Annotated in this window: 12 protein-coding genes; 7 read left to right on the plus strand and 5 right to left on the minus strand. The window is 72.9% G+C overall.

Annotated features, from left to right (window positions below):
* The first annotated feature begins 27 nt into the window (after positions 1-27).
* Complete coding sequence (locus Dsi01nite_RS32705; RefSeq protein WP_203850182.1) at positions 28-1,734, plus strand: MOSC and FAD-binding oxidoreductase domain-containing protein; 1,707 nt, start codon at positions 28-30, stop codon at positions 1,732-1,734.
* Between the two features lie 183 nt (positions 1,735-1,917).
* Positions 1,918-3,090 (plus strand): PP2C family protein-serine/threonine phosphatase, encoded by a 1,173-nt coding sequence (locus Dsi01nite_RS32710; RefSeq protein WP_203850183.1) that lies wholly within the window; start codon positions 1,918-1,920, stop codon positions 3,088-3,090.
* Positions 3,091-3,093: 3 nt separating this feature from the next.
* Here the strand turns inward: Dsi01nite_RS32710 and Dsi01nite_RS57610 are convergent, their stop codons facing one another.
* The 3 genes from Dsi01nite_RS57610 to Dsi01nite_RS32720 all read right to left on the minus strand — a co-directional run bounded on the left by Dsi01nite_RS57610 (position 3,094) and on the right by Dsi01nite_RS32720 (position 6,894).
* Positions 3,094-3,633: a GNAT family N-acetyltransferase gene (locus tag Dsi01nite_RS57610; RefSeq protein WP_239136339.1), complete on the minus strand. Its 540-nt coding sequence runs from the start codon at positions 3,631-3,633 to the stop codon at positions 3,094-3,096.
* Entirely contained in the window at positions 3,630-4,544 is a 915-nt protein-coding gene (locus tag Dsi01nite_RS57615) for a YxiH-YxzG fusion protein (protein ID WP_239136340.1), read from the minus strand. Before Dsi01nite_RS57615 ends, Dsi01nite_RS57610 begins: the two co-directional genes overlap by 4 nt.
* An 88-nt stretch (positions 4,545-4,632) precedes the next feature.
* Positions 4,633-6,894, minus strand: a complete 2,262-nt coding sequence (locus tag Dsi01nite_RS32720) for an exo-beta-d-1,3/1,6-glucosidase (RefSeq protein ID WP_203850185.1) — start codon at positions 6,892-6,894, stop codon at positions 4,633-4,635.
* A 135-nt stretch (positions 6,895-7,029) separates the two neighbouring features.
* Between Dsi01nite_RS32720 and Dsi01nite_RS32725 the strand changes: the two genes are divergently transcribed.
* The 5 genes from Dsi01nite_RS32725 (at position 7,030) to Dsi01nite_RS32745 (ending at position 11,482) form a co-directional block, all read left to right on the plus strand.
* Entirely contained in the window at positions 7,030-9,129 is a 2,100-nt protein-coding gene (locus Dsi01nite_RS32725) for an MMPL family transporter (protein ID WP_203850186.1), read from the plus strand.
* Positions 9,130-9,329: 200 nt separating this feature from the next.
* The gene (locus tag Dsi01nite_RS32730; RefSeq protein ID WP_203850187.1) at positions 9,330-10,001 is read left to right on the plus strand and encodes a DUF6193 family natural product biosynthesis protein; all 672 of its coding nucleotides are present in this window, start codon (positions 9,330-9,332) and stop codon (positions 9,999-10,001) included.
* 16 nt (positions 10,002-10,017) lie between these two features.
* Positions 10,018-10,437 (plus strand): YfbO family protein, encoded by a 420-nt coding sequence (locus Dsi01nite_RS32735; RefSeq protein WP_203850188.1) that lies wholly within the window; start codon positions 10,018-10,020, stop codon positions 10,435-10,437.
* A gap of 149 nt (positions 10,438-10,586) precedes the next feature.
* Positions 10,587-10,880 carry a metallophosphoesterase family protein gene (locus tag Dsi01nite_RS32740; protein ID WP_203850189.1) on the plus strand — a complete coding sequence of 98 codons (294 nt, stop codon included), beginning with the start codon at positions 10,587-10,589 and terminating at the stop codon, positions 10,878-10,880.
* Positions 10,880-11,482, plus strand: a complete 603-nt coding sequence (locus Dsi01nite_RS32745; protein WP_203850190.1) for a LysE family translocator — start codon at positions 10,880-10,882, stop codon at positions 11,480-11,482. Before Dsi01nite_RS32740 ends, Dsi01nite_RS32745 begins: the two co-directional genes overlap by 1 nt.
* 13 nt (positions 11,483-11,495) lie before the next feature.
* Here Dsi01nite_RS32745 and Dsi01nite_RS32750 read toward each other — a convergent pair whose 3' ends face one another.
* Complete coding sequence (locus Dsi01nite_RS32750; protein WP_203850191.1) at positions 11,496-12,095, minus strand: dihydrofolate reductase family protein; 600 nt, start codon at positions 12,093-12,095, stop codon at positions 11,496-11,498.
* On the minus strand, positions 12,092-12,937 hold the full coding sequence (locus Dsi01nite_RS32755) for a metalloregulator ArsR/SmtB family transcription factor (RefSeq protein WP_203850192.1): 846 nt from the start codon (positions 12,935-12,937) through the stop codon (positions 12,092-12,094). Before Dsi01nite_RS32755 ends, Dsi01nite_RS32750 begins: the two co-directional genes overlap by 4 nt.
* Positions 12,938-12,977: the final 40 nt, after the last annotated feature.

The following is a 12,977-nucleotide window of genomic DNA, read 5'->3' on the forward strand; positions in this document are numbered from 1 at the left end:
GCGGGTGGCGGCGATAGCGTCGGTTCCGTGGCGACGCTGGTGTCCGTGAACGTGGGCCTGCCGAAGGACGTCGCGTGGCAGGGTCGCACCGTGCACACCGGCGTCTGGAAGGCGCCGGTCGACGGGCCGGTCATGCTGCGCCGGCTCAACCTCGACGGCGACGGCCAGGGCGACCTCGCCGGCCACGGCGGCGAACAGCGCGCCGTCCTGGTCTACCAGCTCGACTCCTACCGGCACTGGCGCGAGTTCCTCGGCCGCGACGACCTGGCCCCGGGCCACTTCGGGGAGAACTTCACCGTCGACGGCCTGCCCGACGACGAGGTCTGCGTCGGCGACCGGTTCCGCGTCGGCGGCGCGGTCGTCGAGGTGACCCAGCCGCGGGTCACCTGCTACCGCGTCGGTCTGCGCCTCGGCGAGCCGCGCATCCCGGCCCTGCTGGTCGCGCACCACCGTCCCGGCTTCTACCTGCGGGTCATCACCGAGGGTGAGGTGCGCGCCGGCGACGACATCGTGCGCGTGGCCGACGGGCCGCAGCGGGTCACCGTCGCCGAGATCGACGCGCTGCTCTACCTGCCCGGGCACGACCGGAGCGCCGCCGCCCGGGCGCTGAAGATCGAGGCGCTCAGCCCCGGCTGGAAGGCGTCCCTGCGGGCCCTGCTCGACCAGCCGGAACACGCCGGCAACCCGGGCCTGGCGGCCGTGGCGGCGCCGCCGGCGTGGCCCGGGTTCCGCCCGCTCGTGGTCACCGCGGTCGAGCCGGAGACCGCCGACGTGGTGTCGCTGCGGCTCGCCGCGCCCGACGGGACCCCGCTGCCGGTGCCCGCCGCGGGGCAGTTCCTGACCTTGCGGCTGGCCCCGGGGCTGGTGCGCAGCTACTCGCTGTCAGGGTCACCGGGCGGGCCGGCGTACCGCATCAGCGTCAAACACGAACCGGGCGGCGCGGGCAGCGGCTACCTCCGCGACAACGTCCGGACCGGCACGACCCTCGACGTGGCCGCGCCGCGCGGCACCTTCACCCTCGACCGGTCGGACCGCCCGGTGCTGCTGGTGTCGGCCGGGATCGGCGCCACCCCGCTGCTCGCCATGCTGCACGACCTCGCCGACCACCCGACCGGCCGCGACATCTGGTGGCTGCACGGCGCCCGCGACGGTGCCGGCCACGCGTTCGCCGCGGAGGTCCGGGCCCTGCTCCCCGGCCGGCACGTGATCTGCTTCAGCCACCCCCGCCCGCAGGACCGCCCCGACATCGATTACGACATCGCCGGCCGCCTCGACGCCGGCGTGCTGAGCGGGCTCGGCCTGCCGCCGTCAGCCGTCGCCTACGTGTGCGGACCGGCGGGGTTCATGCGGGACGTGACCGCCGCCCTGACCACGGCCGGGGTCGCGGAGGTCCACCGGGAGGACTTCAGCACTGTCGCGGCAGTGACGCCAGGTGTACGCCCAGCGGCCGCCGGCCCGCCCCGGTCCCGCCCCGGCCCCGGTCCCACCATCACGTTCGCGCGCAGCGGCGTCACCGCCGGCTGGGCCGACGACGACGGCAGCGTCCTGAACCTCGCCGAGACCTGCGACGTCCCGGTCCGCTGGTCCTGCCGGACCGGGGTCTGCCACACCTGCGAGTCGGGTCTGCTGTCCGGCGAGGTCGAGTCGGTCCCGGAGCCCCTGGACCCACCCGCCGAGGGCACCGTGCTCATCTGCTGCGCCCGCCCGCGGACGGATCTCGTCCTGGACCTGTGAGGGCCGCGGCGGCACGGGTCCGGTGGCGTGCACGTACACCACCCGGCGAGACCGGCATGGTCACGTCCGGTCTGGTGATCGCGGTCGCATTTGGTGTTTCGGGGATGCTGCAGCACCATCGTGGAGGCGTGAGGACAGCAACCGAGGCGAGGGCCTGACCGGGGTGGCAGTGTGACGGGTGCGATGCAGGCGGTTCACAACCTGGTCGACGCGTTGCACCATGCCCGGCCCGAGGACCTGCCGGCCGTGGCCTCCAAGGTCGCGGCCGTGCTCGGGGCCGTGGACATCGAGCTGTACCTGGTCGACTACGGGCAGGTCGAGCTGCTGCCGCTGGCCGGGGCGGGCGGCGTGCCGGGCGAGCCGGTCCGCATCGACGGCACCCTCGCCGGGCGCGCCTACACCAGCGGCGAGCCGGTCCGGGGCGGCACGCCCGACGCGCCGGACGGCGAGCGGATCTGGGTGCCCGTCGTCAGCGGCGCCGACCGGCTCGGCGTGCTGGCCGCGCACCTGGGGACGCTGCCCGACGACGACGCGGCGTTCGTGCGGGACCTGCGGGCCCTGGCGGCGGCGTTCGCCGGGATCGTGGCGACCCGCCGCACCTACGGCGACGCCCTGGAACGCACCCGGCGCCGGCTGCCGATGCAGCTCGCCGCCGAGATCATCTGGAACCAGCTGCCGCCGCTGACGTTCGCGACGCCCGGCGCGGCCGTCGCGGCGATCCTGGAGCCCTGCTACGACGTCGGCGGCGACGCGTTCGACTACGCCATCAACGGGTCCGTGCTGCACGTGGCGGTCTTCGACGCGGTCGGGCACGGGATCGCGGCGAGCGCGCTGACGTCCCTCGCCATCAGCGCGTACCGCAACGCCCGCCGCTGCGGCCTGGACCTGGTCGACTCGTACCGGTCGGTGGACAAATGGGTGCACGCCCAGTATCCGGAGGACTACGTCACCGCGATCCTCGGCGAGCTCGACATCTCCACCGGCGCCTACCGGAAGATCAGCGCCGGGCACCCCGAGGAGCTGCTGCTGCGCGGCGGCCGGCTGGTGCGGACCCTGCCGGGGCCGACCGCTCTGCCGCTCGGCCTGGGGTACCTCGGCGACCCGATGCCGATCGTCGCCGAGGAGCGCCTCGAGCCGGGCGACGCCCTGCTGCTCTACACCGACGGCGTGGTGGAGGCCCGCACCGAGGACGGTGAGCAGTTCGGGATCGACCGGCTGGTCGACTGCGTCACGAAGGCCCTGGCGGATCAGCTCCAGCCGGCGGAGACGATGCGCCGGCTCGTGCGGACCCTGCTCACCCACCAGCAGGACCAGCTGCAGGACGACGCGACCGCCCTGATGCTGACCTGGTCGTAGGGCTCAGCCCGCCCGGAGGTCCAGCATCAGCAGGACCTTGTCGTAGCGGCGGCTGCCGACGGCGACGAAGCCGGGCAGCCGGCCGTACTCGGTGAAGCCCAACGACCGGTAGAGGTGCAGCGCATTGCTGTTGTCGCCGCGGGCGTCCAGCGTCAGGACCTCGATCGCGGCCTGCCGGGCGGCGTCGATCAGCGCCGCCGTCAACGCCCGGCCGACGCCTTGACCGTGGGCGTCGGCGGCCACCGCGAGCTTCTCCAGGTCGGCGTGCGGCCGATGGGTGGGCCGGGCGTACCGCAGCCAGTATCCGAGCCCGACGAGCCGGTCCCCGGCGTAGGCGACCCGCAGCGCACCGTCCCCGGCCCGCGCCGCGGCGGCGACGTGACCGAGCAGGTCCGCGATGTCGGGCAGTGCCGGCGGCTCGACCCAGCCGAGCGCCGCACCGCCCCGGACGAGATCCGCCAGGATGCCGTGCGTCGCCTCGACGAACCGCGGATCGCCGGCCAGCTCCGCCCCGTCCAGCACGGCCGGTCGGGACCGCGTCACAGCAGGTCCTCCAGGCCGAGCCGGAGCCACGCCGTCTCGGTGAACACGTGCAGGTCCGTGCCCCGCCCGACGAACCGGGGCCGCTCCGGCAGCGCCCCACCGTCGGGCAGGACCAGCCGCGTCTCCGTGGCGACCTCGCGCCGGCCGCCGGTGAGCCAGCCGACCGTTGCGAGGTCGCGGCTGCCGGCGTACCCACCGATCAGCGCGCACATGCCCGGCGCGGCGAGCAGCGCGTTGGCGCCCTGACCGCCGGCGTTGCGCCAGCCGGTGACCGCGTCCCCGGCCAGGTGCACGACTGGGAAGTCGCTGTAGTAGCAGGACCATGCGTCCTCACCGTCGACATTGAGGGCGTAGCAGTCGTCGACGGCCCCGAACCCGGTGTCGAACGGGAACAGCCACTCGGTCTCGAGGTCGGCGTCGTACCGGACGATGCCGTGGTGCGCGACGGGGTCGCCGCCGTACACGCCCTCGTCGAAGTAGCCGATCCAGACCCGCCCCGACGGCGTGGTCAGCACGTGCTCGATGCCGTCGCTCACCCGCGCCCGCCGCAGCCGCACCCCGTCACCGTCGAAGATCGCGGCGCCGCCGCCCCTGGCCGCCACCACCAGCAGGCGCCCGCCGGGCAACGGCTGGACGTGGCAGTAGGGCAGGTCCAGGTCGGCGATGGTGGTCACCGTCGTCCCACCCGCCGCCTGCACGACGACCCGGGCCGCGACGGGCCGCTTCGCGCACGACCCCGGCGCCCTTGCGCCCTTGCGCAGCGCCTCCCGCGCGCCGGGCGCCGCCCATAGCGTGATGGCCTCCCCGCCCGCCCCGGCGGACGCCGTCACCAGCACGTCCCCGGACTCCGGCGGCGTGAGCTTCCCGTGCCCCCGCAACGCCACCCGCCGCAACCCGTCAGGTGCATCCATGATCAGACAATGATATTTGCGGGTTGTGACGACGGAAAGCGATCGGCGGTGAGCTGAGCAGCGGGCCCAGCTCACCGTCGCAAAGCCGCTACAACGTCGGGTGGACCGGCTTGCTCACGTTGAAGTCGGCGCGCAGCAGGTCCTCGTCGCGCGAGGAGGATCCGACGAGGAGTTCGAACGCGCCCGGCTCGACGACCCGTACACCTGCCGCATTGACAAACGTGCATTCCGCCACGGGCACTTCGATGGCTACCGAGCGCCGCTCGCCGGGGGACAGGAACACCTGCGTGTAGGCCTTGAGCTCCTTGTCGGCCCAGGTCGCCGAGGTGACGGTGTCGCTGACGTAGGCCTGCACCGTCTCCAGGGCCGGCCGGGTGCCGGTGTTGTGCAGGGTGACGGTGGCCCGCAGCGTGTCCGCGGCGGTCACCTCGGGCTGCTCGATGTGCAGGTCGTCGTAGGCGACGGTGGTGTAGCTCAGGCCCTGCCCGAACGCGAACGTCGGGCGCTGGGTCAGGTCGGCGTAGCGGCTGCCGTGCTGGCCGCGGACCTGGTTGTAGTACGTGGGCTGCTGGCCGGAGTGCTGCGCGAAGGAGATCGGCAGCCGGCCGGTCGGCTCGATGACGCCGAGCAGCAGCTCCGCGATCGCGCGGCCGCCGCGCATGCCCGGGTTGGCCGCGTAGATGATCGCGGCCGCGTTGAGCGCCGACGGCGGCAGGACGAGGGGCTTGGAGCTGATCAGGACGACCACGAGGGGCTTGCCGGTCGCGGCGAGCGCGTCGAGCAGGGCGATCTGGCCGCCGATGAGCTCCAGGGTGGCGGTCGACTTGCCCTCGCCGACGAGCTCGATGTGGTCGCCGACCACCGCGACCATGTAGTCGGCCTCCTCCGCCAGCGCGACCGCGGACGCGATCATCGCGGGGTCGGGGGCGCTGGGGTGCACGACGTGCGGGCGGGGCTGGCCGTCGGGGAAGAACTCGCCCTCCGGGTCCGGCCCGACCGTGAGGATGTCGGCGCCGCGGGCGGTCGTGACGGTCCAGCCCTCGGGGGCCACCAGGCGCAGGCCGTCCAGCACGGTCTCGGTCAGCTCGCGGGGGTGCCCGTCGGGCAGCCACTCGGTCTGGCCGGACGCGCCGGCCCAGTCGCCGAGCTGGGCGTGCTGGTCGTCGGCGTTGGGGCCGACGACGGCGACCGTCTTCGCGGCACCGGACATGGGCAGCGTGCCGTCGTTGCGCAGCAGCACCAGGCTGCGCCGGGCGATCTCGAGGTTGACCGCGGCGTGCGGGCCGGAGCCGATCACGGCGGCCTGGCGGTCCGGGTCGGGGTGGCGGGGCTGCTCGAACAGGCCGAGCTCGAACTTGAGCGTCAGCACCCGGCGCACGGCCTGGTCGATGTCGGCCTCGTCGAGCATGCCCTTGGCGACCGCGTCCTGGGCGCCCTCGAAGAAGCCCGGGGTGGTCATCACCATGTCGTTGCCGGCCTTGACGGCGGCCGCGGAGGCGGAGGCGTAGTCGACGTGGACCCGCTGCTCCCAGACCATCCGCCCGACGTTGTCCCAGTCGGTGACGAGGGTGCCGGTGTAGCCCCACTCGCCGCGCAGCACCTCGTCGAGCAGCCAGCTGTTGACGGTGATCGGCACGCCGTCCATCGACTGGTAGCCGAGCATGAACGTGCGGCAGCCCTCGCGGGCGACCCGCTCGAACGGCGGCAGGAACCAGGCGCGCAGCTTGCGCCGCGAGATGTCGGCCTCGCTGGCGTCGCGGCCGCCCTGCGTCTCGGAGTAGCCGGCGAAGTGCTTCGCGGTGGCCAGGATCGCGGTCGGGTCGGCCAGGCCGTCGCCCTGGTAGCCGCGGACCATCGCGGAGGCGAGCTCGCCGATGAGGAACGGGTCCTCGCCGAAGGTCTCGCTGACCCGGCCCCAGCGCAGGTCCCGGGCGATGCACAGGACCGGGGAGAAGGTCCAGTGGATGCCGGTGGCGGCGACCTCGACGGCGGTGACGCGGGCGACCTTCTCCACGAGGTCCGGGTCCCAGGAGGCGGCCATGCCGAGCTGGGTCGGGAAGATCGTCGCGCCGCTCCAGAAGGAGTGGCCGTGGATGCAGTCCTCGGCGACCAGCAGGGGGATCCGCAGGCGGGTCCGCTCCACCAGGGCGGTGGCCTCCAGGACCCGCTCCGGCGAGGCGTGCAGGATCGAGCCGGCGTGCATGTCCTCGACGAGGTGGCGGACGCCGTCGCGCGCGTTGAGCTGCAACATCTGCCCGACCTTTTCGGGCAGCGTCATGCGGGCGAGCAGGTCGGCGACGCGCTCGGCGACGGCGAGGGATGGGTCGAGGTAGGGCAGGGAGGCGGGCACGGAGTTCCTTTCACACTGGTCCGCCCAGAACGATACGCGGGAGAGCGCTCTCTGGAGAACCCCCTACCTCGGGGCATCACGCAGCGTGTCCTGGGTCACAATGCGTAGCGCGCCTACCTATGTAAGCATCGACGCATGGGGAAGTCTGTCGCCGGGGCGATTTCGGGCCGCCGGATCAAGTACATCTTCGTGATCTTCTGGCTGGCCGTCGCGGCCTTCGCCGGTCCTCTCGCCGGCAAGCTGACCGATGTCGAGCGCAACGACGCCAAGTCGTGGCTGCCCGGTGGCGCCGAGTCCGTGCAGGTCATCGACGTGCAGTCGAGCTTCGCCTCACCCGATACCGTCCCGGCCATCATCGTGTACGAGCGGTCGTCCGGGCTCACTGGTGACGACACCACCAAGATCAAGGCTGACGCCGCCGCGTTCGGCCGGCTCGCCGAACTCGACGGCACCGTCACCGGCCCGATCCCGACGAAGGACGGCCAGGCCGCCCAGATCATCGTCCCGCTCAACCTCGGCGCCGACGGCTGGGCCAAGGCCGGCGCGCTCGCCGACCAGCTGCGGGACACCGCCACGCAGGGTGCCAACGGGCTCGCCGTGCACGTCACCGGCCCCGCCGGCACCGCCGCGGACTCCAGTGCGGCGTTCGAGGGCATCGACAGCAGCCTCCTGCTCGGCACGGTCGCCGTGGTCGTGGTGATCCTGCTCATCACGTACCGTAGCCCCCTGCTGTGGCTTCTGCCGGTGATCTCCTCGGGTGTCGCGCTCATCGCCGCGCAGGCCGTCATCTACCTGCTCGCCAAGCACGCCGACCTGGTCGTCAACGCGCAGAGTGCCGGCATCCTCACGGTCCTGGTCTTCGGCGCCGGCACCGACTACGCCCTGCTGCTCATCGCGCGGTACCGGGAGGAACTCCGCCGGCACGACGACCGGCACGAGGCGATGGCCGAGGCGCTGCACCGCTCCGGGCCCGCGATCATCGCCAGCGCCGCCACCGTCGTGCTCGGCATGCTCTGCCTGTTCTTCGCCGAGACCAACTCGACCAAGGGCCTCGGCCCGGTCGCCGCGATCGGCATCGCGGTCGGCCTCGCCGTCATGCTCACCCTGCTGCCGGTGCTGCTGACCATCTGCGGCCGGTGGATCTTCTGGCCGCTGCGCCCGAAGGTCGGCTCGGCCGAACCGACCGCGACCGGCCTCTGGGCCCGCGTCGGCGACCGCATCGCCCGCCGCCCCCGCAGCGTGTGGGTCGCCACCGCGCTGATCCTCGCCGTCGCGACCGTCGGCGTCGTCCAGCTCGACGCGACCGGTCTCACCAACAAGGAGTCGTTCCGCAGCACCCAGGACTCCATCGTCGGCGAGGAGGTCCTGGCCCGGCACGGCGCCGGCGCCGCCGGCAGCCCCGTCGCCGTCGTCAGCACGGCCGGTGCCGCCGCCGCGACCAGGGCCGCGTTCGCCGGGGTGCCCGGCATCGACCCGGCGTCGATCAGCGAGCCGGCGATCAAGGGCGACTACGCCTATATGACCGGCGACCTCGTCGACCAGGCCGACAGCCAGGCGGCCTACGACACCGTGGACCGGGTCCGGGCGGCCGTGCACGCCGTGCCCGGCGCCGCCGCGAAGGTCGGCGGCACCACCGCGATCAACCTCGACGTCCAGCGCGCCGCGAAGCGCGACCGCAACCTGATCATCCCGATCGTGCTCGCGGTCGTGCTGCTGATCCTCATCCTGCTGCTGCGCTCGGTGCTGGCGCCGGTCATCCTCATCGCGACCGTCGTGCTGTCCTTCGGCGCCGCGCTCGGCGTCAGCGCGCTGGTCTTCCGCCACGTCTTCGGCTTCGGGGGCGCCGACTCGTCGCTGCCGCTGTTCGTCTTCGTGTTCCTGGTCGCGCTCGGGATCGACTACAACATCTTCCTCATGACCCGGGTGCGCGAGGAGGCGGTCAAACACGGCACCCGGCGCGCCGCCCTGGTCGGGTTGTCGGCCACCGGGGGCGTCATCACCTCGGCCGGCCTGGTCCTCGCGGGCACATTCGCGGTCCTCGCCACGCTGCCCCTCACCGCGTTCGCCGAGATCGGTTTCGCGGTGGCGTTCGGTGTGCTGCTCGACACGATCATCGTGCGGTCCGTGCTCGTCACGGCGTTGAATCTCGACGTCGGTGAACGCATGTGGTGGCCCAGCGCTCTCGGCCGGACCACCGGGCCGTCGGTCCTGGAGAAGGACCGGGTGGCCGCCTAGAGGATCGGGCGCCCGTCGCGGTACGGACCGCTGACGTGCTCCTCCTCGACAATCAGCAGATCCTCGTCGTGCTCGAACTCGCGGTACTCACGTTCGTCATGCGACAGCATGCGTGCCTCCCATTCGTTGCGGCAGCACTGGTACCCATGTCCGGAAACAAGCAAACTGTGTCGAATGCCTCAGTCGATAGACTCATGGCCATGTTCGAGGTGGATCCCGGCCTGTATCCCGATGTGGCACCGGCGGGATCCCTCGCCGCGGCGTTGCAGGTCGCCTGCGCCGCGGCGGGGGTGCCGCTGCGGCCCGGGCCGGACCCGGCGCCGGGCTGGGCGGGCAGCGGCGCCAGGGTCTTCAACGGCTCGTTCCTGGCGACGGTGCTGCTCGACCTGGAGGAACGGGCGTTCCGGATGGAGTTCCGGGACGGTGCGACGCTCGTCGCGCACGCGTCCACCACCGAGCTGGCCACCGTGGTCGCCGGCCTGCGCGCCTGGATCCTCGGGACGCGGCTGGAGGAGCTCGCCACCGTCGTGCCGGCGGTGTCTCAGGGTGCGGCTGCGGCGACCCACGGCCGCGGCTCGATCGTCGAGCACTCGTGGCGGCGCTACCTGGAGGCGGGACCGCAACACCTGCTGCCGTTGCTCGCGGCTGCGGGCCGGGAACCGCAGATCCGGTCGCTGATGCCGTACCAGACCAACCGCGGGATGGTGTTCCACCGGACTGTCGGGTATCCGCCCAGCGCCGACAACATCTCCGTCGTCGTTGTGGATGGCGGCTACCAGGTCGAGGACTGGAACGGCGCCGATCTCGGCACCGCCGACGCGGACGGTGCCGTGGCGCTGATGGTGGATGCGCTGCGGGCCCGCTCCACTTGATCATACGATCGACAGCGTGCTGGCAGCGTTGCTCGCCGAGATCGACCGGCAGGGTGGATACGACGCGGGGGTCGGACCCGAGCCGGTCGTCGGGCTGGAGCTCTTCTTCGACGGCAACGACGCATACGGGTCGATCGGCTGCAACCTGATCGAGCATCCCGGGCCGGCCACGTTCTACCGCGTCCTGCGCGCGGTGCGGGACCGTCCCGACGTGCACGGCGTCTGGGTGGGCATCAGTGAGCTCACATTCCCGGACGAGTGGCCCTTCAGCGACCACGTCTACGTGGTGACGACCGCGTCGGCGGAAGCGGTCGCCGCGTGGGCGGCGTCGCTGTCCCCGGACGAGCCCGGCTACGGCTGGTGGGGCAGCGGGCCGCCGCTGCGGCCGATCGAGGTCCCGGCCGGCGCCCACGTGGTGACGCTCTGGTGGGACTGACTCAGGAGTTGCGCTGCCGCTGGTAGTGGCAGGCCATCCCCGGCCGCGACGAGGGCCTCCTCACCGGGGACACCCTGGAGTGGCTCGCCGGCACCCTCGCCGAGCTGGGCGGCGATACCCCGGCGCTGATCGCGTTCCACCACCCACCGGTGCCGCTGCACCACCCACTGCCCGATTCGATGTCGCTGCAGCAGGTGTACGAGTACGCGGCGCTCCTCGACGCGCACCCGAACGTGATCGCGACCCTGGCCGGGCACGCGCACACGGCCGCGGTGTCAACCTTCGCCGGCCGGCCGCTGCTGGTGGCGCCCGGGGTCACCTGGACCCTGCGGCTGCCATGGGAGAGCGACCGGCTGGCGGACCTCGACGCGCCGCCCGCGCTGGCGTACCACATCCTCGACGACGACCGGAACCTCGTCACGCACTACCGCGTCGTGCGCTGATGCCCACGCCCGCCGTCGCCGGTTTCGTGGTGGCGATCCTGCCGCTGATCGTCATGCCCGGCGCCAGCCTGACCCTGCTCACCCACCGGGTCGCCCGCGACGGCGCCCGGCGGGCGGTGCCCGTCATCCTCGGCACCGTCACCGGCCTGTACCTCCACGCCACCCTCGCCGCCGCCGGCCTGTCCGCGCTGGTGATGCGCTCCAGCGAGCTGTTCACCGCGGTCCGGCTCGGCGGCGCCGCCTATCTGATCGGGCTCGGCATCTGGACCTGGCGGTCGCGCCCGCCCGCGGCTTTGGCTTCGGCTTCGTTACAGTCAGCCGGCCCGCCGCAGCCCGCGTATCAGCAGGCGTTGCTCGGCAACGTGCTCAACCCGAAGGCCGCGGCCATCGTCCTGACCCTGGTGCCGCAGTTCATCGACCCGCACGCGGCGGTCGTCCCGCAGATCTTCGTCCTCGCCACCGCGCAGGCCACGCTGATCACCATCTGGCTGCTCGGCTGGACCGTGCTGATCGGCCGCGCCCGCCCGCCGTCGTTCCCGGTGGTGCAGCGGGTCGCCGGGGCGGTCCTCGTCGCCCTCGGCGTCCGCGCCGCGGTGGCGTGAGGCTGAGCGGGGCTTATCGGATCCGGTCGTAGACGAGCGCCAGGGTGCCGTGCTCACCGGCGGTCTGGCTGGTGAGGGTCCACTGCCCGGTGGGCAGGCCGTCGTCGAAGAGGCGCGGCCCGCCGCCGAGGAACACCGGGAAGATGTTCAGCGCCAGCCGGTCCACCTGGTCGGCGGCGAGGAGCGCCTTGATGACGCTCGCGCTGGACAGCACGAGGATGTCGCCGCCCTCGGTCGCCTTGAGATCCGCGACCACCTCGGCGGTCGGCTTGTCGACGACCGTGGTGCGCTCCCACGGTGTCGCGCCGAGGGTCGAGGACAGGACCACCTTGTCGGTGTCGACGAGCCACTGCGCGAACGCCTGGTCCCGTGGGTCGGCGCCCTCCATGCCGATGACGGTCGGCCAGAACCCGAGGAAACCCTCGGCGTTGACCCGGCCGAGCAGCGCCGTCGTGGCCGGCTGCCACAGGCTCGTCAGGTGGTCCCGGGCGACGTCGGTGATGGCGTACGGCATCACCCAGCGCATGTCCACGGGGTTCTCCGGCGCCGCGTAGCGGCCGTCGAGGGAGAGGCTCATGTTGGTGACGACCCTGCGGCCACTGTGCTCGGTCATTTCGCGCTCCTGGTCTCGGTGTTCATTGGGTACGCGGCCACGGCCGCGACGAGCTTGTCGAGGCTCTGGCCGAAGCCGAGCTCGATCCCCGCGATGAAGTCGGCGGAGTCGATCGTGCTGTCGGTGATGCGGTACAGGACGTCGAGCCCCGTGCCCGCGCCGCTGGGCCGCAGGTGCAGGTCCACGTGGGAGGTGAAGGCGGCCGCGCCGCCGGGCAGCAGCGGCGAGTTGTGGTACTGAAGGCGCTCGCCGGGACGCACGTCGTCGACGACGCCCTCCGCACGCCCGACGACCAGGTCGGAGCCGTCGGCGTCCTCGACGTCGCGGTACTCCAGGACGACCCGCCCGCCGGGGCGCGCCTCGAAGACGAGCTCGGAGACCCGCAGATCGTCCGGCGTCCACCAGCGGGCGAGCAGCTCGGGCTCGGTCAGGTGCCGCCAGACGAGCTCCGGGCTGCCGGTCAGGTCCCGGTGGAACGTGAACGACCGGCCGTCGGCCCACCCCTCCTCGTCGGCGGCGAGCCGCTCCGCCTGGACGGTGCGCCCGTGCCGCTCGAACGCCTCGTTCGGCCCGCCGGCCCGCTCGGCGGCGTCGGCGAGCCGGACCAGCTCCATGGCGAGGTCCCGCAGCGGGCCGGGCCGCAGCGCGTAGACGCGGCGCTGGCCGACCCGCTCGGCGGTGACGACCTCGGCGCGCTCGAGGGTCTGCAGGTGCTTCGTCGTCTGCGGCTGGCGCGCCCCGGTGAGCTGAGCGAGGACACCGACCGAGCGGGGGCGCTCGGCCAGCAGCGCGACGAGCCGCCACCGGGCCGGGTCCGCCAGAGCGGTGAGCAGTACGTCCATGCCAGGAAGTATGCTTCCAAAAGAATATTCCTGTCAAGGA

The organism is Dactylosporangium siamense, assembly GCF_016862795.1.
In the GTDB taxonomy this organism is placed as follows: domain Bacteria; phylum Actinomycetota; class Actinomycetes; order Mycobacteriales; family Micromonosporaceae; genus Dactylosporangium; species Dactylosporangium siamense.